Source organism: Pseudomonas sp. NPDC096925, assembly GCF_044762545.1.
Taxonomy (GTDB): domain Bacteria; phylum Pseudomonadota; class Gammaproteobacteria; order Pseudomonadales; family Pseudomonadaceae; genus Aquipseudomonas.
On sequence record NZ_JBIWEM010000004.1, the window covers coordinates 393,835 to 414,614 of the forward strand.

Sequence of the window (20,780 nt, forward strand, 5' to 3'; positions counted from 1 at the left end):
CGGCGAGCTGTATCAAGCTCGACATATTTACCGCGGGGTGGATCAACGCACGTGCTCACATCCGGGCTTTCCAGACTGGAGATCCCTCTGTGGCTGCCATTCATTCCTTCGCCCAAACCTCTGTCGATCACTTGATAGCGCGACAACTACCTTCATGGCTCGTCAATGCCGAGGTTGCGCATGCGCGGGCCTTTCGCCAGGCCTTGTCAGCCCAGCAGGCCTGCGCCGAGCGTTTGCGCCAGGTAATGCAGCCTGTTCCTTCGATCGAGACGTTTGCCCTGGCGCGGCTGGAAACGGCCTTGCGCGACGCGGGGCTGGAGCAGGTCGATCCTCGGCAGGCGTTCGTCTTGATCGAAGAGCAGTTCAAACTGCCTTCGGCCGCCGAGAAACTGTATCAACCCACGGTAACCTACAAGTCACAGCACAGTTTGCTGGCGGCGGCTTTGCACAACTTCCAGGACCAGGAAACCCGGCCTTGGCTGTTGCGCAAGGCAAAGCTGGTCGGCGCCCAAGGCGTAGCCTTGCCCCTTTCGTTCGAGCATTTTGCCGCGTTGTGCCGCAGCCTGGATGTTGGTGCGGGCTATCAGGCACTGCTGAAGAATGTGCTGCAGCCCAAGTCGGGCCGTGGTCAACCCAGGGATCAGGCGCGCAAGGAAATCGAGCAGCTTTTCCAGGACTGCCAGCGCACCCGCCTGGAAGCTTCGCTGTACGAGGCCAGGATCAAGGGGCATATGGACGAAGCGGACCTGCGGCGATTGCTGTCATGTTTCACCTCGCAGAATGGAAAGGATGGTGCCAACGGCACTCTGATTGCGCGTCAGCTCTATTTGCTTGGCAAGTGCATCATCGGTGTAATCGCCTTCGAATGGCGAGTGGCCGGCAGCGATGTGATCGACGAAATCATCCTGTGGGTGCCTGATGACCCTGAAAAAGCCATCCGTCACTACGATAGTTGGCAGGATGCCTACCAGGACATGGGCATGCGCTTGCGTGCGCCCTCGTTCCGCCGGTTTTTCGAGCGGTTCATCAAGGCACGCGACTGCAACGGATTCACCCAGGCGTTGACCAGTCTGCTTGCAGCATCCGCCCCTGGTTCGCCGCTGCAGCTCGACGGCCGAAACCTGCCCGTCACGGGTGATGTGTTCGCCCACGTCCAGGCGCAGCAGATGGCCAGGATCTTCGACGATGCGCGTTTCATTGCCGTGCCCACGGATGATGAAGATCGCCAGAGCAGGCAGCAGCGGTTGCAGCAGATGCTGTCCGCAGGGCTGGACCTGTTGGGGATGGCGGCTTTTTTCATACCCACGCTGGGCGAGGTGCTGCTGGTGATCAACGCCGCACAGTTGCTGGACGAGGTCTACGAAGGCTATGAGGCCTGGCGATTAGGGGATCGCCAAGCAGCGCTGGCTCACCTGTTCAGCGTTGCCGAGAACCTGGCACTGGCCGGGGCGGTTTCCGGGACCATGCATGTATTGCCGCGCATTCCGTTTGTCGATGCGCTGGAACCTGGACTGGCCGCAGGGGGCAAGGTGAAGCTCAGGCACGGCAGCACGCATGCGCACGTGGAGCAAAGTCCTGCAGCGCTATTGCAAGCTCTCGCCCCACAAACGCTCGGCAGTGTGCTGGAGGATGATGCGCGCACGCTTGTGGCTGTCACCGGCTACGGCACCGATGAGCTGCGGCGCCTGTGCGTAGAGCTGGCGCCGGTCCCGGCACGGATCCAGGACATGCATGAGCGCATAGGCCTGCATCGCAGTTCAGCCGGGCTTGAAGGCCCATTGTTCGAGGAGGCGTTCGCCGCCCTGAGCGAACCCCTTGATTCAGACCAGGTGATTCTGATGCAGGCGTTCAAGGGCCTGACGCCTCATGGGGCTGCGGAAATCATCAGGCACACCAGCACTGCTCAACTGGAAAGCTTCCGTACCACCGGGCGCCTGCCGCTGAGCATGGCTGAACGGGCGCGCCGGTATGCTCGGGACAGCCGTCTGGACAAGGCCTGCCTCGGCATGCGCTTGCATGGCATGATCAACGCAGACAGCGAGCAGTTGGTGATGGGGCTGGTTGCGAAGAAGGCGCCATGGCCCTCTTCGCACCCTGTGGAGCTGCGCTCGGGCAGCCGCAATGGTCGCGTGCAGTTTGCCAGTCATCCCGAGTCGAAAGCCCAGGCCAGGGTCATCGTGAGGAGCGGGGCAGGTTACCGCCTCGACAAGGGCGATGGTGCGAACACGGAGGGTGCTGGCCAGTCGTTGCTGAAGGTGGTGGTGCAATGCCTGGACGAAGAGCAGAAGGTCGCACTGGGCTCTAGTAGCCTCGATGCCAGGCAACTACGTGACTGGTTGATGGAAGCAGCCAGTGCCGATCGCGAACTGGCTGGCCGGCTGATTGGCTTGGCGCCATCGGGTGAAGGCATCCATCTGCCCAGGCGCTTTGGCGACGGACGCCTGGGCTACAGGCTCAGCGGCGGTGGGGAGAGCAGCCAGCAAGCGATCAGGCGCGGGATTCACCAGATCTTTCCGACGCTCAGCGAGTTGCAGCTGCAGGCTTATCTGAACGCTGTGCGGGCGCAAGGCCATAGTCTCTGGGATCACTACCAGCTGCTGCAACGCCAGCTTGCGGAGCTGCGGCAGGCCTTGAGCGAATGGCAAGGCCAATGGCGAACACCTGCCGATGCCGTGAGGCGCCGTCGGGTCGCCGAAACCTTGCGTCGCAGCTGGCGGCGCAAGCTGGTGGATGCCAATGACGAATACGAGCTGGTAATCGATGGCGAGCATGTCGGTGAGCTGCCGTCGCTGCCTGCGGGGCTCGAATTTGCGCATGTGCAACGGTTGGTCCTGCGCAATATGAACCTGGCGAGCATCGAAGCGGATTTTCTCCATCGCTTCCCCAACCTGGTCGAACTGGACCTGAGCGAAAACCGCCTCACTCAGGTGCCGCCGGGAATAGAAAGGCTGGTACACCTGCGCCGCCTGAACCTTGCACGTAACCAGATCGTGATCAACGCCGAAGCCAATCATCGCTTTGCCCAGCTAACGTTGCTGGATACGATCGAGCTGAGTTTCAATCCGCTACGCCAGGCGCCGGACCTGTCAGGTTTGCGTCATGTGCGGCAACTGCATCTGCGTGCGACCGAGTTGGTGGATTTGGAGGAGTTGCTGGCACGCGCCTCCTGGAGAGCGTTGATTGACGCACGAGAAAACCGGATTCGCGAACTGCAGCGGGAAATGCAAGGGCTGAACTTGCGACTGGCGCGAATCGAGCTGCATGACAACCCGTTGAGCCGGGCCAGCCATGAGCAGCTCGACCGTGCGCATGTCGGCACAATCCCGGGCACCCGAGGAAGCACCTCCTACAAGCATCGTGAAGCCAGTGTGGAGGTCCGCGAGCTGTGGACGCAAACCCGTGACCCGGCGCTGCGCAGGCAGCGCGAGGCGACCTGGGATCGGTTGCAGCAGGAGGTCGGGTCGCGCGACCTGTTCCGGTTTCTGGCTGATCTGAGCCAGGGGGACGATTTTACGGAACACCCGGGCCACTACCGTCGGCGCATATGGCGCATCCTGGATGCCTGTGAGCAGAGCGAAGTGGTGCGCGAGCAGTTGTTCCGCGAGGTCGGGGGGCCGCGCAGTTGTGAAGACCGTTTGCTGTTGATATTGAATCAGCTGGAAGTCGGTGTGCTGGTACAGCAGGGTGTCACCGGTGTACCACCGGCCATGATGGAACAAAGCCTGGTGCGGCTGGGGCGCCAGCTTTACCGGCTGGATCTGGTGGACGCGATCGCAGCCCGGCATGTGCAGCGCATGCGCGCAGGTGCCATTGACCGGGTCGATGAAATCGAGGTCAGGCTGTTGTTCCGTAACCAGCTGGCGCAGGCGCTTGAATTGCCGATCCATGTCGAGGACATGCATTACGCGTCATATGCCAATATAACGGACGCCGAACTGGTCGAAGCTCGACTGGAGGTACTGGAAACCGAGACGCCTCAGGCCATTCAGCAGGCCCTGGCGCAGAGGCCGTTCTGGGTGGACTACGCAAGGCGGCGGTACGCCGAACGGTTCGAGCAGCTTGCGGAGCCTTACCACCAGCGCCTGGCCGAGTATGAGGCGCAAGCTGCAAGCGCCAGCGAGCAGCTCTACCTGCAAAAAGCCGACGAGCTGATGCATGAGCTGGAAGCGGCCGAGCGTGAGTTGCTGCGGGCACTGGCCGAGGAGGCGTGGAGGCGCTTTGCCGAGTGAGGCAGGGTGGCCATCCGCGTTGCGGGCTGGCTACCCTGGCATGTCAGGCCGCGCGAGTTGCGGCCTGGGTTGCCTGCTTGTGGCGAAGGTACTCAATCAGCGCTTCTTGCTCCGTGACGCTGGTGAACAGGCCGAGCTTGGTGCGACGCCAGAGGATGTCGTCCGCGCTCATGGCCCATTCTTCCCGCATGAGGTAGTCCACTTCATGAGCGAACAACCCGCCACCGATGGACTGCCCCAGGTCCTGCGGCCCTTGCACACCCTCGAGCAACTGCCATACGCGGCTGCCGTAAGTCAGAGCCCAGCGCTTGGCGATATCGACCGGCAGCCATCCGCAACGGGCCAGCACGGCATCGACCAAGGCTTGCACGGTGGTCATCCGTTCGCCGCCCGGCAGTGGCGAGCTGGCTGTCCAGCTGCCGCGCATTTGCGGGAAGTACGGCTTGAGCTCGGCCATGGCTGACTCGGCCAGCTTGCGGTAGGTGGTCAGCTTGCCGCCGAACACCGAGAGCAACGGTGCCTGGCCTTCCCCGGCGGACAACGCCAGGGTGTAGTCGCGAGTTACTGCCGATGGGTTGTCGGATTCGTCGTTGCACAGCGGGCGGACGCCCGAATAGGTGTGCAGGATATCGCTGCGGCCCAGTTGATGGTTGAAATGCGCGTTGACCACTTTCAACAGGTAGTCGGTTTCCTGGTCGGTGATCGCCACCTTGGCTGGGTCGCCGGTGTATTCGCGGTCGGTCGTGCCGATCAGGGTGAAGCGGTCGAGGTAGGGAATGCAGAAGACGATGCGCTGGTCTTCGTTCTGCAGGATGTAGGCGTGTTCCCCCTCGTACAGGCGCGGCACGATCAAGTGGCTGCCCTGGATCAGGCGGATGCCATAGGGCGCATCGAGCTTGAGGTCATCCTTGATGAAACTGGCTACCCACGGGCCGGCCGCATTGACCAGGGCGCGAGCGCGGATGGTCTGCAGGCTGCCATCGGCGTGCTGCAGCTCGACTTGCCAGACCCCTTCGCTGCGCTCTGCGCGCAAGCAACGAGTGCGGGTGCGGATGTGCGCGCCGTTTTCACGGGCGGCCATGGCATTGAGTATGACAAGGCGCGCATCGTCCACCGCGCAGTCGGCATATTCGAAACCACGGGTGATCTCTGGCTTGAGCGGGTAGCCGGGGCCAAAGCGCAGGCTGCGCGAGGCGCCCAGGCGTTTGCGTTTGCCCAGGTGGTCATACAGGAACAGGCCGGCGCGAATCATCCAGGCCGGGCGCAGGTGCGGGCGGTGCGGTAGCACGAAGCGCATGGGCTTGACGATGTGCGGGGCTTTGGCCAGCAACACTTCGCGCTCGGCCAGCGCTTCACGCACCAGGCGGAACTCGTAGTGCTCCAGGTAGCGCAGGCCGCCGTGGATCAACTTGCTGCTGGCCGACGAGGTGTGCTGGGCGAGGTCATCCTTTTCGCACAGGAACACTTTGAGGCCGCGGCCGGCCGCATCGGCAGCGATGCCCACGCCATTGATGCCGCCGCCGATCACAGCGAGGTCATAGCAGTCAGCGAGTGGGGGCTGGGACGAAACGGGCTTGGACACGGGCAAGGCCTCCTGGTAGCTGTTCATATCGATTATGAACATTGATGTTCGTTTTCGAAAATATTAGCGCAACAGAAAGCCGGTCGCCAGCCAGTCTTTATAGAAAAAACTGATCAGATGACAATGAAGTGAACATTTACGAAAATTTCGGGTGATCGGTGTGAAAGGTGAGGCGCCTGTGAGATCGAGCGCCGCGCGATCTCGCAGGCGCTACAAAACCTGTGGCATGCGCCTGTCAGCCCTCACACCACCTCAAGCCGAATCTTGTACTGGTTGAGCAACTGGGTGAGGGCGGGGGCTGGCGCCTGGTCGGTCACAAGGCAGTCGACCATGCTGATCGAGCCCATGCGCACCATGGCGTTGCGCCCGAATTTGCTGGAGTCGGCGGCAAGGATCACTTGCCTGGCATTGGCGATGATCGCCTGGGATACCCGTACTTCCTGATAGTCGAAATCGAGCAGGCTACCGTCTTCGTCGATGCCACTGATGCCCACCAGGGCGAAGTCGACCTTGAACTGGTTGATGAAGTCGACACTGGCCTGGCCGACCACGCCGCCATCACGACGCACCGTGCCTCCCGCCACCAGCACTTCGAAATCGTCCTTGGCGGCAAGGATTGCGGCCACGTGCAGGTTATTGGTGATGACCTTCAGGTGATTATGGTTGAGCAGCGCCCGGGCAATGGACTCGGTGGTCGTGCCAATGTTGATGAACACCGAAGCATGGTCGGGAATCTGCTGGGCTACGGCTTCGGCGATGCGTTGCTTTTCGTCGCGCATCTGGTCGGCACGCATGGCGTAGGCGGTGTTCTCGATGCTCGAGTCGTAGGCGGCGCCACCGTGGTAACGGCGCAACAGGTTGAGCTCGGCCAGTTGGTTGATATCACGGCGGATAGTCTGTGGCGTGACGACGAACAGCTGCGCCATTTCTTCGATACTGACGTAACCGCGTTCACGCACCAGTTCGAGGATTTGTTGTTGGCGAGGGGGCAGATTCATGGGCGGTCCTTTGGGGCTGCCGGACAAATGCTGCAATGATGCCGTAGGACGCGGACTACGACCAGTAGACTAACGGGCCTGCTGTTTCACGCGGTCCCTGCCGCGGCGCCCGTCATCCACAAAACCCGGAAGCTTGCACTGGTCCCTGTGGGAGCGGCTTTAGCCGCGAACACCGGCGCAGCCGGTGTCATCTTCAAGGGTAACGCCGCTCCCACAGGATTTGGGCATGCTTTCGCGCCGGGGATCAGGCCTCGTGATCTTCCCAGTCACGGGTACGCTCGACCGCTTTTTTCCAGCCGGCATACAACTTCTCTTTCTGCGCTTCGTCCAGCTGTGGGCTGAATTCGCGTTCGATGATCGCCTTGTCGCGCAGCTCGTCCAGACCGCTCCAGAAGCCACAGGCAAGGCCCGCCAGATAGGCTGCGCCCAATGCCGTGGTCTCGCGCATCTTCGGCCGCTCCACGCAGGTGCCGAGGATGTCGGCCTGGAACTGCATGAGGAAGTTGTTGGCCACCGCACCGCCGTCCACACGCAGCGCGGACAGGCGCTGGCCGCAGTCCTGCTGCATGGCGTCGAGCACATCCCGGGTCTGGTAGGCGATCGACTCCAGTGCCGCGCGGATAATGTGGTCCACCTTAACGCCACGGGTCAGGCCGAACAGCGCGCCGCGGGCATACGGGTCCCAGTAAGGAGCGCCCAGGCCGGTGAAGGCGGGCACCAGGTATACGCCGTTGCTGTCCTTGACCTTGCTGGCGAAGTATTCGGTATCCAGGGCGTCGTTGATGATCTTCAGCTCGTCACGCAGCCACTGCACGGTAGAGCCACCGTTGAACACAGCGCCCTCCAGGGCATAGGCCACTTCGCCCCGCGGACCGCAAGCGATGGTGGTGAGCAGGCCATGGGATGACTTCACCGCCTGGTCGCCGGTGTTCATCAGCAGGAAGCAACCGGTGCCGTAGGTGTTCTTGGCCTGGCCCGGCTCCACGCACATCTGGCCAAACAGCGCCGACTGCTGGTCGCCGGCGATACCGGCAATGGCGATGCCGCTCTTGGTGTGGCCGTAGACCTCGGAGGAAGGGCGTACCTCGGGCAGCATCTGCCGTGGGATGCCGAGGATTTCCAGGAGCTTGTCGTCCCACTGCAGGCTGTGGATGTTGAACATCAGCGTGCGCGAGGCGTTGGTGTAATCGGTGACATGCACCTTGCCTCCGGAGAACTTCCAGATCAGCCAGGTATCGATGGTGCCGAACAGCAGCTCGCCGCGCTCGGCGCGTTCGCGGGCGCCCTCGACGTTGTCGAGGATCCATTTCAGCTTGGTGCCGGAGAAGTACGGGTCGGTGACCAGGCCGGTGGTTTCGCGAATGTAGTCTTCATGGCCGTCGCGCTTGAGCTGGGCGCAGATCTCGGTGCTGCGGCGGCACTGCCAGACGATGGCGTTGTACACCGGGCGACCGGTTTCCTTGTCCCACACCACGGTGGTTTCACGCTGGTTGGTGATACCCAGCGCGGCGACCTGGGCGTGGCTGATACCCGCCTGGGCCAGGGCCTCGACCATGGTCGCGCTCTGTGTGGCGAAGATTTCCATCGGGTCATGCTCGACCCAGCCTGCCTGCGGGTAGTGCTGGGCAAACTCGCGCTGGGAGGTACCCACCACATTGGCGTCGCGGTCGAAAATGATGGCCCGCGAACTGGTGGTGCCCTGGTCCAGGGCGATGATGTAGTTCTTATCCTGGGTGTCTGTCATGGTCGTAGGCCTTGCGAAAATAGGGGTTCAGGGCTGGGCTTGATGCCGGCGTCAATTGACTTGAGTATCGCCCTGGCGATTGTCATTTGTCTCAGGGTTCACGGCGGCTGCCATTGGCAGGTTGCGGGCGATCAGGCCGCGATAGGTCGCGGCCCCCAGGCAGGCGCCAAGGATCGGTGCGAACACCGGAACCAGGAAATAAGGCATGTCCCGACCGCCAGTGAAGGCGATTTCGCCCCAACCGGCCAGGAAGGTCATGAGTTTTGGCCCGAAATCGCGGGCCGGGTTCATGGCAAAGCCGGTCAACGGGCCCATTGCGCTGCCGATCACGGCGATCAACAGGCCGATCAGCAGCGGGGCCATGGCGCCGCGCGGCAGGCCGTTGTTGTCGTCGGTCAGGGCCATGATCACGGCCATCAGGATGGCGGTGATGACCACTTCGACCAGGAACGCCTGGCCGGTGGACAGCGACGGGTGCGGATAGGTGGAGAACACCGAGGCCAGCTCCAGGCTGGCTTCGCTACCGCGCAACATGGCGTGGGCCTGTTCGAAATCGAAGAACAGGTTGCTGTACAGGGTGTAGACCAACGCTGCGCCACAGAACGCGCCGCATACCTGGGCCAGCATGTAGAAGGGCAGCTTGCGCTTGTCGAAACCGGCGAACAGGGTGAGGGCGATGCTCACCGCCGGGTTCAGGTGCGCGCCGGAAATGCCGGCGGTGAGGTAGATCGCCATGCTGACGCCCACGCCCCAGATGATACTGATTTCCCACAGGCCGAAGCTGGCGCCCGCGACCTTGAGCGCGGCGACGCAGCCGGTACCGAAGAAGATGAGCAGTGCAGTACCGAGGAACTCGGCCAGGCATTGGCTGGACAGCGTGGGTTGGCGTAGAGCAGTCGTCATGTATGACCTCGTTTTTTTTGTTGTGAGGCGCGTGGCGCTCGACAGCAAAGCCTGGAGTCTATCCCCATTGACCCCAGGCAGATGTAGGAAATGCACCTTAAAAGTGCACCATTTATTCAGAAACGAAAAAATATAGACAAGAAACGCTGATGTCAAAGGTCGAAAGTGAACGGTCGGTCACGAGCTGGCTGCTGATTTCCGGTGCGGATCCGCGTACTAGAGGGGTGCGCTTGCTGTGCGCTGGCTGCGATGTGGGAATTATCCTAAAGTAGCCACCGAGCCGTCCCCGACCGGAGCCCCTGCATGACCCCCGCCCTAGACCTGTTGAAGAAGCACCGCGCCGAGCATCGTGTGCACAGTTACGAACATGACCCCAAGTCGGCGTCATATGGTCTTGAGGCTGCGGAAAAGCTCGGTCTCGACCCGCAGCAGGTGTTCAAGACCTTGCTGGCGAGCAGCGAGAAGGGGGAGTTGCTGGTGGCGGTGGTGCCTGTGGTGGGCACGCTGGACCTCAAGGCCCTGGCCCATGCTGCCGGGGTGAAAAAGTGCGAGATGGCCGACCCGGCGGCGGCGCAGCGGGCCACGGGGTACCTGGTGGGAGGGATCAGCCCGTTGGGGCAGAAGAAGCGCCTGCGCACCTTTATCGATGACTCGGCACAGAACTTTGCAACCATCCATGTCAGCGCCGGGCGGCGTGGGCTGGAGGTGGAGTTGGCGGCAGCGGTATTGGCCGAGCATACCCAGGGCAAGTTTGCCGGGATCGGGCGGGGCTGAGAATTTTCGGGGCTGCTTTGCAGCCCTTTCGCGACTCAAGGCCGCTCCCACAGGTACAACGCCGCCCGTGAATGGTGCGCTGTACCTGTGGGAGCGGCCTTGTGTCGCGAAAGGGCCGCAAAGCAGCCTCAGGATTTTGAATCAGGTCGCCGAACTGTATCGACGCACGCCGTTTTCCTGCCGCGGCAACTGCGCCGCCACGCTACCCGGCACGGGGAACAGCACCAGGTGATCGGCCTTTACCGCAATCCCCACATCCTCACCGACCTGATGGTCGTCATGGCTAGGGAAGATCGCCTCCAGCTGGCTGCCGGTCGGCAACTGCAGGCGGTACAAGGTCGATGCACCAAGGAAGCTTTTGCCGACGATGTTCGCTTGCAGCGCGCTGCCCGGTGCGTGGACGATATCGTCAGGGCGCAGCAGCACATCCACCGAGCTGCCCGGCGCCATGATGTAGGCACGGTTGCCGCGCAGTTCACCCAGCTCGGTATTGACTGCCTCGTGGCTGCTCATCTGCCCACGGATGAAATACCCCTGGCCGATGAAGCTGGCCACGAACGGCGTCTGCGGCTCGTGGTAAAGGTTGTAGGGCGTGTCCCACTGCTCCAGGCGGCCTTCCTTGAACACGCCGACCTGGTCGCTGACGGCAAAGGCTTCTTCCTGGTCATGGGTCACCAGGATGGCGCTGGTGCCACGGCTCTTGAGGATGTCGCGCACCTCATGGCTCAGGCGCCGGCGCAGCTCCACGTCGAGGTTGGAGAATGGCTCGTCGAGCAGCAGCAGTTGCGGCTCCGGTGCCAGCGCACGGGCCAGGGCGACCCGTTGCTGTTGGCCGCCGGACAGTTCGTGCGGGTAGCGCCCGCCCAGGCCGCCCAGCTTGACCAGCTCGAGCATCTCTTCGATGACCTCGGCCTGGCGCGGGTGCTTGGCGATGCCGAAGGCAACGTTCTGCGCCACGGTCAGGTGCGGGAACAGCGCATAGTCCTGGAACACCATGCCGATGCGGCGTTTTTCCGGGGCCAGGGTGAAACCGGCGCGGGAAATGACCTCGCCCGCCAGCTGGATCTCGCCGTCGTGCACCGGCTCGAAACCGGCGATGGCGCGCAGGGTGGTGGTCTTGCCGCAACCGGATGAACCCAGCAGGCAACCGATGTCGCCTGCGTTCAGGTGCAGATTGAGGTTCTGGACGATGCGCTGGTCGCCATAGCCGCAGGCGAGGTTGCGCAGGTTGAGCAGTAGGGGTTGACTCATGCGTGGTGGTAAGCCGGTTCTACAAGGAATTCGAGAAGGGCCTTCTGTGCATGCAGGCGGTTTTCAGCCTGGTCCCAGGCGACCGAACGAGGGTCGTCGAGCAGGTCATGGCTGATTTCCTCACCACGGTGGGCTGGCAGGCAGTGCATGAACAGGGCGTCGGGTGCCGCCAGGTCGAGCAGTGCGCGGGTGACCTGGTAAGGCGCGAAATGCGCCAGGCGCCGTGCAGTTTCCTCCTCCTGGCCCATGGAAGTCCAGACATCCGTGGTCACCAGGTGGGCGCCGCGCACGGCTTCCTTCGGGTCGCGCACGATCTGCACGTGGTCGCCGCCAATGGCCATGAAGCGTGGGTCCGGCTCGTAGCCTTCGGGGCAGGCGATGCGCAGCTGGAAGTCGAACTGCCTGGCCGCCTCGATGTACGAGTTGCACATGTTGAAGCCGTCGCCGATCCAGGCCACGGTCTTGCCCTGGATCGAGCCGCGGTGTTCGAGGAAGGTCTGCATGTCGGCCAGCAGCTGGCACGGGTGCGACTCGTCGGACAGGGCGTTGATCACCGGCACACGCGAGTTGGCGGCGAATTCGGTCAGGGTGCTGTGGGCGTGGGTACGGATCATCACCACGTCGAGCATGCTCGACAGCACGATGGCGCTGTCGCCGATCGGCTCGCCACGGCCCAGCTGGGTGTCGCGCGGGGACAGGAAGATGGCCTGGCCGCCGAGCTGGATCATGCCGGCCTCGAACGACACGCGGGTACGGGTCGAGGACTTCTCGAAGATCATGCCCAGCACGCGGTTCTTCAGGGGCTCGAACAACACGCTTCGCTTGCGCAGGTCCTTCAGCTCGATGCCGCGGCGGATCACACCGAGCAATTCGTCGGTGGTGAAGTCCAGCAGGGAGAGAAAGTGCCTAGCGCTCATGATTGACTACCTTATCTGCAACGGTATGCAGGTCGACCGTATGGTTTTTTTTGACAACGGGAGTGACCTGCGGCGTAAGCCGCACGGGGGCGGACGAAATAGGGAAAGGCGCAATACTATAAGTAAATGTCGCCTGAAGCCAAGAGGGGAAACAGCTGCCCAATACCAAAGGGTGTTGCAAAGGGTGTCTTTATCTGACGGGCTGTGCTGTTTTTTATTTGCTACAGAGGGTTGTACACGGCTTGCTGGCAATTTGGCAAATAGCTGTCGCAAATCGTGTGCCTGATGTCGGTGGATTCACGCCGCGAAGCGCGCTGGCCGGTGGTGGGGGCTGGGTGCATAGTCGATGTTCGACAACTCTTCACAACTACCTCCACGACAACAAGGCAGAGGCGGCCATGACCAAGACCCTGCATCACCGTGCCTGTCACCTGTGCGAAGCGATCTGTGGGCTGAATATCGAAGTCAGCCATGACGACGATGGGCGGGCGCTGATCAGTTCGATCAAGGGCGACCCCCAGGACCCGTTCAGCCGTGGTCATGTCTGCCCAAAGGCCGTGGCCCTGCAGGACATCCAGAACGACCCCGACCGCCTGCGCCAGCCGCACAAGCGGGTGGGCGAGCACTGGCAGGCCATCGGCTGGGATGAGGCTTTTGCCCTGGCCGCCGACAGGCTGTGGGCGATCCAGCAGGCCCATGGGCGCAATGCCGTGGCGGTGTACCAAGGCAACCCGAGCGTGCACAACTACGGTTTGATGACCCACAGCAACTACTTCCTGGGCCTGCTGAAAACCCGCAACCGCTTTTCTGCCACCTCGGTGGACCAGTTGCCGCAGCACCTGGTCAGCCACTTGATGTACGGCCATGGCCTGCTGCTGCCGATCCCGGACATCGACCAGACCGGTTTCATGCTGATCCTTGGCGGCAACCCGCTGGCCTCCAATGGCAGCATCATGACCGTGCCGGACGTGGAAAAGCGCCTGAAGGCCCTGCGCGCCCGGGGCGGGCGCCTGGTGGTGGTGGACCCGCGGCGCAGCGAAACGGCGGCCATGGCCGACAGTCACCTGTTCATCCGCCCGGGAGGGGATGCGGCCTTGTTGTGTGGCTTGCTCAACACCCTGTTCGCTGAAGGCCTGGCGCGTGGCTCGCACTTGCCGGTCACCGGCCTGCAGCAGGTGCGCGAAGCAATCGCGCCGTTCAGCGCAGAGGCCATGAGCGCGCACTGTGGCATTGCCGCGACAGACATTCGCCAGCTGGCACGGGACTTCGCCGCGGCCGACAAGGCTGTGTGCTATGGCCGCATGGGGGTTTCGACCCAGGCCTTCGGCACCCTTTGCCATTGGCTGGTGCAACTGATCAACCTGGTGACCGGCAACCTTGACCGTGAAGGCGGCGCGTTGTGCACCGAGCCTGCCGTCGATCTGGTGGCGACCACCTCGGGTGGCCATTTCAACGCCTGGCAGAGCCGGGTGTCGGGGTTGCCCGAGTACGGCGGTGAACTGCCCGTGGCGGCGTTGGCCGAAGAAGTGCTGACACCCGGCGAAGGGCAGGTGCGTGCCCTGGTGACGGTGGCCGGCAACCCGGTGCTGTCCACACCCAATGGCCGCCAGCTGGATACGGCGCTGGAGGGGTTGGAATTCATGCTCAGCATCGACCTGTACATCAACGAGACTACCCGCCATGCCGACCTGATCCTGCCTTCCACCTGGGCGCTGGAAAACGACCATTACGACAGCACGTTCAACCTGCTGGCCGTGCGCAACGTGACGCGCTTCAACCGGGCGATCCTGGCCAAGCCCGAAGGGGCACTGCATGACTGGGAGATTTTCGTTGGGCTGGCACAAGCGTTCGCCAGGCGCGCCGGGCTGGAGTTGAAACCGACCTGGGCGCCAGCGCAGATGATCGACCTGGCTCTGCGCAAGGGGCGCTATGGTGAGGCGACGCCCTGGCAATTGTCGCTGGCAGTGCTGGACGAGCACCCGCATGGCCTTGACCTGGGGCCACTGCGCGCCAACCTCGCCGCACGGCTGACGACTGCCAGCAAGGCTGTCGAAGCGGCGCCCCAGGTGTTGCTGGACGACCTGCGCCGGCTGGCCCAACAAGCCCCCCCGATGCCGGGCGAACTGCTGCTGATCGGCCGCCGCCATGTCCGCAGCAACAACTCGTGGATGCACAACTGCCATCGTCTGGTGAAAGGCAAACCGCGACATCAGTTGTTGATGCACCCGCAAGACCTGCAGCAGCGGCAGTTGCAGGACGGCCAGCGGGTTCGTATCCGCTCGCGTACCGGGGACCTTGAAGTCGAGGTGCAGGCCTGCGAGGACATGATGCCGGGTGTGGTCAGCCTGCCCCATGGCTTCGGTCATTCTCGCCAGGGCGTGCACATGCAGATCGCCCAGGCGCAACCTGGCGTGAGTGCCAACGACCTCACCGATGAGCGCCTGCGTGACCAGGTTTCCGGCAATGCCGCCCTCAATGGCGTACCCGTGCAGGTAGAGGCCGCGTAAGGAACGGTAAGGCCGAGCATGCTGCTCGGCTTTCCGTTACAATGCGTCACCGTGCCGACGACCGCGTCGGAAAGTTCAGCCGAGGTGCTACATGGATATCATCGAAACGATCAAAGAGCAGATTGCCAACAACACCATTCTGCTTTACATGAAAGGCTCGCCGAATGCCCCGCAGTGTGGCTTCTCTGCGCGTGCATCGCAGGCCGTGATGGGTTGTGGCGAGAAGTTCGCCTACGTCGACATCCTGCAGAACCCGGAAATCCGCGCGAACCTGCCAAAATACGCCAACTGGCCGACCTTCCCGCAGCTGTGGGTAGCCGGTGAACTGGTCGGCGGCAGCGACATCATGCTGGAAATGTTCGAGAAGGGTGAGCTGCAAACCCTGATCAAGGAAGCGGCTGCCAAGGCCAAGGCTTCCGAGGCCTGATTTTCCGGCAAGCATGAAAAAACCCGCTGATCGCGGGTTTTTTCATGGGGCGAATATTTATTCTTCGCCCATCTGCGACTGCAGGTAGTTCTCGATACCGATCTTGTCGATCAGCCCCAGCTGGGTTTCCAGCCAGTCGATGTGTTCTTCCTCGGACTCGAGGATATCTTCGAGCATGTCACGCGAGCCGAAGTCGCCAGCGGTTTCGCAATGAGCGATGGCTGCTTTCAGGTCGGCCAGGCCTTTCTGTTCGATCTTCAGGTCGCATTCGAGCATCTCTTTGGTGTGCTCGCCAATCAGCAGCTTGCCCAGGTCCTGGACGTTGGGGATGCCTTCGAGGAAGAGAATACGCTTGATCAGTTTGTCAGCGTGCTTCATCTCGTCGATGGATTCCTTGTACTCGTGCTTGCCGAGTTTGTTCAGGCCCCAATCTTCGTACATGCGTGCGTGCAGGAAGTACTGGTTGATCGCGACCAGCTCGTTTCCGAGGATCTTGTTGAGATGCTGGATGACGCTTACGTCGCCTTTCATGTCGGGTTCCTGCCCTGTAGAAGTGTGCCAATGCAGGGAAGTTTGAGCCCGATACTTAGGTGTGTCAAACCTAAGTTCTTGAATAATAAGTGAAAATTAATGGAAATAAGAATGTTTGTGAACCGCGTTGGAGCGCTAACTTATTGAATTGCGGGCATAAAAAAACCGGACGCCAGGTCCGGTTCTTTGAATTCTGGGTTTTCAGGCCGCGGTAAATTCCACAGGGTAGGGCAGGGCTGCCTGGCTGACCTGGAGCTCGGTCAGGGTCTCGCGGACCACCTGCTTGGCCACGCAGGCACATTTACCACACTGGCTGGCGACGTTGGTCGCGGCTCGCACTTCCTTGTAGCTGCAGCATCCTTCATAGATCGCATCGCGGATCTGTCCGTCGGTAACGCCGACACAAAGACACACATACATAAAGGCTGACCATCGTTGGTGGGCTCGATGGGGTGGAGCTTAATGTTAATGAGAATGCTTGTCAAAGGAGTTTCTGGAAGGGCCGTGCTTGAGCGACCGGCGGTTGCTTTGTCGTTGGAGTCGGCCTGTCATCAGAAGCCGTGTATGATGGTCGGCCTTTGTTGGATGTCGGGCAAGCCCGTCTGGCCCGGCAAACGGTTTTTCACCCTCATCAGGAGATTACAATGAGCGTACTCGTTGGTAAGAAAGCCCCCGATTTCACCGTTCCGGCCGTGCTGGGCAATGGCGAGATCGTCGACAGCTTCAACCTGGCTTCGGCCATCAAGGGCAAGTACGGCCTGGTGTTCTTCTACCCGCTGGACTTCACCTTCGTCTGCCCGTCCGAGCTGATCGCCCTGGACAACCGCATCCCTGACTTCCAGGCGCGCAACGTGGAAGTGATCGGCGTGTCGATCGACTCGCACTTCACCCACAACGCCTGGCGTAACACCCCGGTCAACAACGGCGGTATCGGCCAGGTCAAGTACACCCTGGCTGCCGACATGACCCACGAAATCTGCAAGGCCTACGACGTCGAGTCCGAAGGTGGCGTGGCCTTCCGTGGCGCCTTCCTGATCGACACCAACGGTGTTGTCCGTTCGCAGATCGTCAACGACCTGCCACTGGGCCGCAACATGGACGAGCTGCTGCGCCTGGTCGACGCCCTGCAATTCCACGAAGAGCACGGCGAAGTCTGCCCTGCCAACTGGAAAAAAGGCGACAAAGGCATGAACGCTTCGCCAGAAGGTGTTGCTGCCTACCTGAGCGAGAACGCTGGCAAGCTGTAATTGCCGCCTGCATGAAAAAACCGGCCCTGGTGGCCGGTTTTTTTTGTGCCGTCCTGTGCCGGCCTCTTCGCGGGTAAACCCGCTCCCACAGGTGCCCCACAGGCCTCAGCCATGGTGCGATCCCTGTGGGAGCGGGCATGCCCGCGAATGCTTTTTCGACTCAGTCGTTGAAGTCGCGCCAGCCGCCCATCTCTTTCCAGCGGTTGACGATGCCGCAGAACAGCTCGGCCGTCTTCTCGGTGTCGTAACGCGCCGAGTGCGCCTCACGCCCGTCGAAGTCGATGTCGGCGCTCTGGCAGGCCCGCGCCAGCACGGTCTGGCCATAGGCCAGGCCCGCCAGGGTAGCGGTGTCGAAGCTGGAGAACGGGTGGAACGGGTTGCGCTTCAGGTCATTGCGCGTCACCGCCGCATTGAGGAAACCCAGGTCGAAGCTGCTGTTGTGGCCGACCAGGATCGCCCGCTTGCAGCCATTGGCCTTGAGCGCCTTGCGTACGCCCCGGAAGATGTCGGTCAGCGCGCTTTCCTCGCTTACCGCCATGCGCAGTGGGTGGTCCAGCTTGATCCCGGTGAACTCCAGCGCTGCCGGCTCGATGTTGGCGCCTTCGAACGGCTCCACCCGGTGGAAGTAGGTGTGCTCGGGGAACAGGAAGCCCTTTTCGTCCATGCCGATGGTGACCGCGGCAATTTCCAGCAGGGCATCGGTGGCGCTGTTGAAACCACCGGTCTCCACATCCACCACCACCGGCAGGTAGCCGCGGAAGCGCTCGGCCATCGGGTGGCGCGAGCCGCTGCTGCCCTGGGTGTCCAGGTCATCTTCGTAGAGGTCTTCGCTCACGCGTTTTCCTCCAGCAGGCGCCAGCGCAGTTTTTCGCCGGCACGCAGCGGGACCACGGTCTGCTCGCCAAACGGCAGGCTGTCCGGGGCGGTCCATTCTTCGCGGACCAGGGTAATGGTGTCGGTGTTCGCCGGCAGGCCATAGAAGGCCGGGCCGTGCAGGCTGGCGAAGCCTTCCAGCTTGTCCAGCGCGTTACGCTGTTCGAATGCTTCGGCGTACATCTCGATGGCCGCGTAGGCGGTGTAGCAACCGGCGCAACCGCAGGCAGCTTCCTTGGCGTGACGGGCGTGGGGAGCCGAGTCGGTACCCAGGAAGAACTTCGGGCTGCCGCTGGTGGCAGCGTCCAGCAGCGCCACCTGGTGGGTATTGCGCTTGAGGATCGGCAGGCAGTAGAAGTGCGGGCGAATGCCGCCAACCAGCATGTGGTTGCGGTTGTACAGCAGGTGCTGGGCAGTGATGGTCGCGCCAACGTTGGCCGGGGCCTCGGTGACGAACTGCGCGGCGTCGCTGGTGGTGATGTGCTCGAACACCACTTTCAGCGTGGGGAAGCGCTCGACCACACGGCGCATGTGCTCGTCGATGAAGCGCTTCTCGCGGTCGAACACATCGATTTCGCTGCGGGTCACTTCGCCATGCACCAGTAGTGGCATGCCAACTTCCGCCAGCGCTTCGATGGCCGGGAAGATGTTGTCGATGCTGGTCACGCCCGAATCGGAGTTGGTGGTGGCGCCGGCCGGGTACAGCTTGGCGGCGTACACGAAGCCGCTGGCCTTGGCCGCGCGGATGTCCTCGGGGCTGGTGCGGTCGGTGAGGTAAAGCACCATCAGCGGTTCGAAGCGGCTGCCGGCCGGACGGGCGGCCAGGATGCGCTCACGGTAGGCGCCAGCCTCGGCGGCATTGCGCACCGGCGGAACCAGGTTGGGCATGATGATGGCACGGGCGAAAGTACGCGCCACGTCGCCAACGGTGTGGGGCAGGACGGCACCATCGCGCAGATGGATGTGCCAGTCGTCGGGACGCAGGAGGGTCAGGCGATCGGACATTGGGGATTCCAGGCGGGTCGAACTCAAGCCCCAATGCTACCGGAAAACCCTGGGTGGAGCACGGCTATCAAGTTTTCCGGCAGGCGCCCGATAGCCTGCAGGTAAGCCGTCAGAATTTGTGGAGCCGCCCGTGCGCCAGCGTTACCTAGCCCTGTTGACCCTGTTCGCCAGCCTGCCGGCCGGCGCACTGACTTTCCAGACGCGCATGGAGAACATTGCCTGGAAGGTCGAGGGGGACCAGTTCGAATGCCGGCTGATCCAGCCGATCGACGGTTTTGGCAGTGGTGAGTTCGTACGCCGCGCGGGCGAACAGCCGGTGTTCCAGCTGCGCTCGGACAGCAACGTACTGGGTGCGGGCACGGCCACTTTGCTGGCAGCCGCTGCGCCGTGGCAACCCGGGCGCAGCGACATCAGCCTGGGCAGCGTGCGCCTGGCTCGCACCGGGGTGTTGTTCAGTTCGTCCCAGGGCCAGGCCAGCCGCCTGATCAACGGCCTGCTCGACGGGCGCAGCACGGTGGTGCGCAATTACGCCGGCGAGGCGGGCAGGCCGATGGAAGTGCGTGTGCTGCCGGTCAGTTTCGCCAAGGCCTACAGCGACTACCAAGCCTGTGCCGGCAAGCTGCTGCCGATGAACTACGACCAGGTGCGCCAGACCCAGGTGGGTTTCCCCGGCGGAGGTATCGAGCTGGATGGCGCGGCCAAGGCGCGGCTGGATGTGATCCTCGACTACATGAAAGCCGACCCGACGGTGAACCATGTCGAGCTCAACGGCCACTCCGACAACAGCGGCAACCGCCTGACCAATCGCGACACGTCTCGCCGCCGGGCACTGGCCGTGGCCGACTACCTCAAGGCTCATGGCGTGCCGGAAGAGCAGATTACCGTGCGCTTCCATGGTGAACGTTACCCGTTGGCGAAGAACAACAGTGCGGCCAATCGGGCGCGTAACCGGCGGGTGAATATCGAACTGGATCGGGTGGCGGTGGTTGAGAAACCGGTGGAGAAGCCGGTTGAGCAGGCAGCGCCTGCTGCTCCGGCGGCAGCGCCAGCCAGTCCGCCTGCTGCCGCTCCGGCCTCGGGCGCGCTGGGGGCGAAGGCGCCCTGAGGTCGGGTTGGCCATCGTGGGCATGGCTGGGGATTGCATCGGGGCCACCAGGTGTTCGCTACAGCATTGTCAGCGCCTGTGAGATCGAGCGCCGCCCGCGCGGCGCTTCGCGGGACAAGCCCGCTTGTGTCTTGAGAGGGGATTAGAATCTGGAGTGAGAGCGGTGAATGGCAAGCTGAATGCCAGAGGTGCCTTGAGCACGTGTGGGAGCACAAGCTGCCATTCACCGTTCCACTTTGGCGAGAGCCCGAACAGTTGGATGAGGGCCTAATCTCGAACCACAAGCGTGGGCCAAGCCAAAGCTCTCTCACACTGTTGAGTCTAGGAGGTTTTGGCGATGGCTTCCTTCTTGGGTATCGATGTTTCCAGTCTTTCCCTTGATGCACTGGTGCGGCCCCAGGGCATCAGGATCAGCGTGCGCAATGATCCAGCGGGCTTTGAGGAACTGGTGAAGAGCCTTCGAGGGCTCAGCATCAAGCGCATCCTTCTGGAAGCTACAGGCGGCTACGAGCTTGATGTCATGCGCTTTCTCCAGAACGCCAGCTACAAGGTCATACGCGTGAACCCCAAGCGAGCCAGATCGTTCGCGGATTCCTTGGGCATCAAGGCCAAGACCGATGCCATCGACGCCGCAGTGCTGGCCCATTTCGCTGAGGTCATTCCTGACAAGCCAACCCTGAAAACAAG

17 protein-coding genes are annotated in these 20,780 nt (G+C 62.3%); 7 read left to right on the forward strand and 10 right to left on the reverse strand.

Annotated elements, in window-relative coordinates:
• Window positions 1-245: 245 nt before the first annotated feature.
• A complete protein-coding gene (locus tag ACIQYU_RS15585) occupies window positions 246-4,229 on the forward strand; it encodes an NEL-type E3 ubiquitin ligase domain-containing protein (RefSeq protein WP_402800677.1) in 3,984 nt (1,327 codons plus the stop codon).
• 43 nt (window positions 4,230-4,272) lie between these two features.
• Here ACIQYU_RS15585 and glpD read toward each other — a convergent pair whose 3' ends face one another.
• From glpD to ACIQYU_RS15605, 4 genes are all read right to left on the reverse strand, one after another.
• Window positions 4,273-5,811 carry a glycerol-3-phosphate dehydrogenase gene (gene glpD / locus ACIQYU_RS15590; RefSeq protein ID WP_402800696.1) on the reverse strand — a complete coding sequence of 513 codons (1,539 nt, stop codon included), beginning with the start codon at window positions 5,809-5,811 and terminating at the stop codon, window positions 4,273-4,275.
• Window positions 5,812-6,053: 242 nt separating this feature from the next.
• On the reverse strand, window positions 6,054-6,809 hold the full coding sequence (gene glpR / locus ACIQYU_RS15595) for a DNA-binding transcriptional repressor GlpR (RefSeq protein WP_207832945.1): 756 nt from the start codon (window positions 6,807-6,809) through the stop codon (window positions 6,054-6,056).
• 244 nt (window positions 6,810-7,053) lie between these two features.
• The gene (gene glpK / locus ACIQYU_RS15600; RefSeq protein ID WP_402800680.1) at window positions 7,054-8,553 is read right to left on the reverse strand and encodes a glycerol kinase GlpK; all 1,500 of its coding nucleotides are present in this window, start codon (window positions 8,551-8,553) and stop codon (window positions 7,054-7,056) included.
• Between the two features lie 51 nt (window positions 8,554-8,604).
• A complete protein-coding gene (locus tag ACIQYU_RS15605) occupies window positions 8,605-9,456 on the reverse strand; it encodes an MIP/aquaporin family protein (protein WP_063913144.1) in 852 nt (283 codons plus the stop codon).
• Window positions 9,457-9,759: 303 nt separating this feature from the next.
• Here ACIQYU_RS15605 and ybaK point away from each other — a divergent pair, with 303 nt between their 5' ends.
• Window positions 9,760-10,230, forward strand: a complete 471-nt coding sequence (ybaK, locus tag ACIQYU_RS15610) for a Cys-tRNA(Pro) deacylase (RefSeq protein ID WP_016488787.1) — start codon at window positions 9,760-9,762, stop codon at window positions 10,228-10,230.
• Between the two features lie 141 nt (window positions 10,231-10,371).
• Here ybaK and ACIQYU_RS15615 read toward each other — a convergent pair whose 3' ends face one another.
• On the reverse strand, window positions 10,372-11,481 hold the full coding sequence (locus tag ACIQYU_RS15615; RefSeq protein ID WP_207832941.1) for an ABC transporter ATP-binding protein: 1,110 nt from the start codon (window positions 11,479-11,481) through the stop codon (window positions 10,372-10,374).
• Window positions 11,478-12,398: an ornithine carbamoyltransferase gene (argF, locus tag ACIQYU_RS15620; RefSeq protein ID WP_207832939.1), complete on the reverse strand. Its 921-nt coding sequence runs from the start codon at window positions 12,396-12,398 to the stop codon at window positions 11,478-11,480. The genes ACIQYU_RS15615 and argF overlap by 4 nt, the downstream gene beginning before the upstream one ends.
• Before the next feature lie 398 nt (window positions 12,399-12,796).
• Between argF and ACIQYU_RS15625 the strand changes: the two genes are divergently transcribed.
• Window positions 12,797-14,905, forward strand: coding sequence for a molybdopterin-dependent oxidoreductase (locus ACIQYU_RS15625; RefSeq protein WP_207832937.1), 2,109 nt, complete (start codon window positions 12,797-12,799; stop codon window positions 14,903-14,905).
• Window positions 14,906-14,996: 91 nt separating this feature from the next.
• Window positions 14,997-15,332 carry a Grx4 family monothiol glutaredoxin gene (gene grxD / locus ACIQYU_RS15630; protein ID WP_003254949.1) on the forward strand — a complete coding sequence of 112 codons (336 nt, stop codon included), beginning with the start codon at window positions 14,997-14,999 and terminating at the stop codon, window positions 15,330-15,332.
• A gap of 57 nt (window positions 15,333-15,389) precedes the next feature.
• On the opposite strand, the gene bfr is transcribed toward grxD, so the two are convergent.
• Together bfr and ACIQYU_RS15640 are read right to left on the reverse strand one after the other, a co-directional pair.
• On the reverse strand, window positions 15,390-15,863 hold the full coding sequence (gene bfr / locus ACIQYU_RS15635) for a bacterioferritin (protein WP_063913140.1): 474 nt from the start codon (window positions 15,861-15,863) through the stop codon (window positions 15,390-15,392).
• A 201-nt stretch (window positions 15,864-16,064) separates the two neighbouring features.
• Window positions 16,065-16,283 (reverse strand): bacterioferritin-associated ferredoxin, encoded by a 219-nt coding sequence (locus ACIQYU_RS15640; RefSeq protein WP_003254947.1) that lies wholly within the window; start codon window positions 16,281-16,283, stop codon window positions 16,065-16,067.
• A gap of 224 nt (window positions 16,284-16,507) precedes the next feature.
• Here ACIQYU_RS15640 and ACIQYU_RS15645 point away from each other — a divergent pair, with 224 nt between their 5' ends.
• Window positions 16,508-17,110, forward strand: a complete 603-nt coding sequence (locus tag ACIQYU_RS15645) for a peroxiredoxin (RefSeq protein WP_003254945.1) — start codon at window positions 16,508-16,510, stop codon at window positions 17,108-17,110.
• A 160-nt stretch (window positions 17,111-17,270) separates the two neighbouring features.
• On the opposite strand, the gene rnt is transcribed toward ACIQYU_RS15645, so the two are convergent.
• Entirely contained in the window at window positions 17,271-17,882 is a 612-nt protein-coding gene (gene rnt / locus ACIQYU_RS15650; RefSeq protein WP_243434194.1) for a ribonuclease T, read from the reverse strand.
• A gap of 59 nt (window positions 17,883-17,941) precedes the next feature.
• Window positions 17,942-18,988 (reverse strand): dihydroorotase, encoded by a 1,047-nt coding sequence (gene pyrC / locus ACIQYU_RS15655; RefSeq protein ID WP_207832935.1) that lies wholly within the window; start codon window positions 18,986-18,988, stop codon window positions 17,942-17,944.
• A gap of 130 nt (window positions 18,989-19,118) precedes the next feature.
• On the opposite strand from pyrC, the gene ACIQYU_RS15660 reads away from it, so the two are divergent.
• A complete protein-coding gene (locus ACIQYU_RS15660; protein WP_207832933.1) occupies window positions 19,119-20,093 on the forward strand; it encodes an OmpA family protein in 975 nt (324 codons plus the stop codon).
• 337 nt (window positions 20,094-20,430) lie between these two features.
• On the forward strand, window positions 20,431-20,780 hold a 350-nt coding region (locus tag ACIQYU_RS15665; RefSeq protein ID WP_402800687.1), incomplete at its 3' end, for a transposase.

What these genes read in the sequence shown, in the direction of transcription:
- glpR (WP_207832945.1), bottom strand. Translation starts at nt 6,809, where the DNA reads ATGAATCTGCCCCCTCGCCAACAACAAATCCTCGAACTGGTGCGTGAA.
- ACIQYU_RS15585 (WP_402800677.1), top strand. Translation starts at nt 246, where the DNA reads ATGCAGCCTGTTCCTTCGATCGAGACGTTTGCCCTGGCGCGGCTGGAA.
- rnt (WP_243434194.1), bottom strand. Translation starts at nt 17,882, where the DNA reads ATGGCCGAGCGCTTCCGCGGCTACCTGCCGGTGGTGGTGGATGTGGAG.
- ACIQYU_RS15615 (WP_207832941.1), bottom strand. Translation starts at nt 11,481, where the DNA reads ATGAGTCAACCCCTACTGCTCAACCTGCGCAACCTCGCCTGCGGCTAT.
- bfr (WP_063913140.1), bottom strand. Translation starts at nt 15,863, where the DNA reads ATGAAAGGCGACGTAAGCGTCATCCAGCATCTCAACAAGATCCTCGGA.
- ACIQYU_RS15640 (WP_003254947.1), bottom strand. Translation starts at nt 16,283, where the DNA reads ATGTATGTGTGTCTTTGTGTCGGCGTTACCGACGGACAGATCCGCGAT.
- grxD (WP_003254949.1), top strand. Translation starts at nt 14,997, where the DNA reads ATGGATATCATCGAAACGATCAAAGAGCAGATTGCCAACAACACCATT.
- ACIQYU_RS15605 (WP_063913144.1), bottom strand. Translation starts at nt 9,456, where the DNA reads ATGACGACTGCTCTACGCCAACCCACGCTGTCCAGCCAATGCCTGGCC.
- argF (WP_207832939.1), bottom strand. Translation starts at nt 12,398, where the DNA reads ATGAGCGCTAGGCACTTTCTCTCCCTGCTGGACTTCACCACCGACGAA.
- ybaK (WP_016488787.1), top strand. Translation starts at nt 9,760, where the DNA reads ATGACCCCCGCCCTAGACCTGTTGAAGAAGCACCGCGCCGAGCATCGT.
- glpK (WP_402800680.1), bottom strand. Translation starts at nt 8,553, where the DNA reads ATGACAGACACCCAGGATAAGAACTACATCATCGCCCTGGACCAGGGC.
- ACIQYU_RS15645 (WP_003254945.1), top strand. Translation starts at nt 16,508, where the DNA reads ATGAGCGTACTCGTTGGTAAGAAAGCCCCCGATTTCACCGTTCCGGCC.
- ACIQYU_RS15625 (WP_207832937.1), top strand. Translation starts at nt 12,797, where the DNA reads ATGACCAAGACCCTGCATCACCGTGCCTGTCACCTGTGCGAAGCGATC.
- pyrC (WP_207832935.1), bottom strand. Translation starts at nt 18,988, where the DNA reads ATGTCCGATCGCCTGACCCTCCTGCGTCCCGACGACTGGCACATCCAT.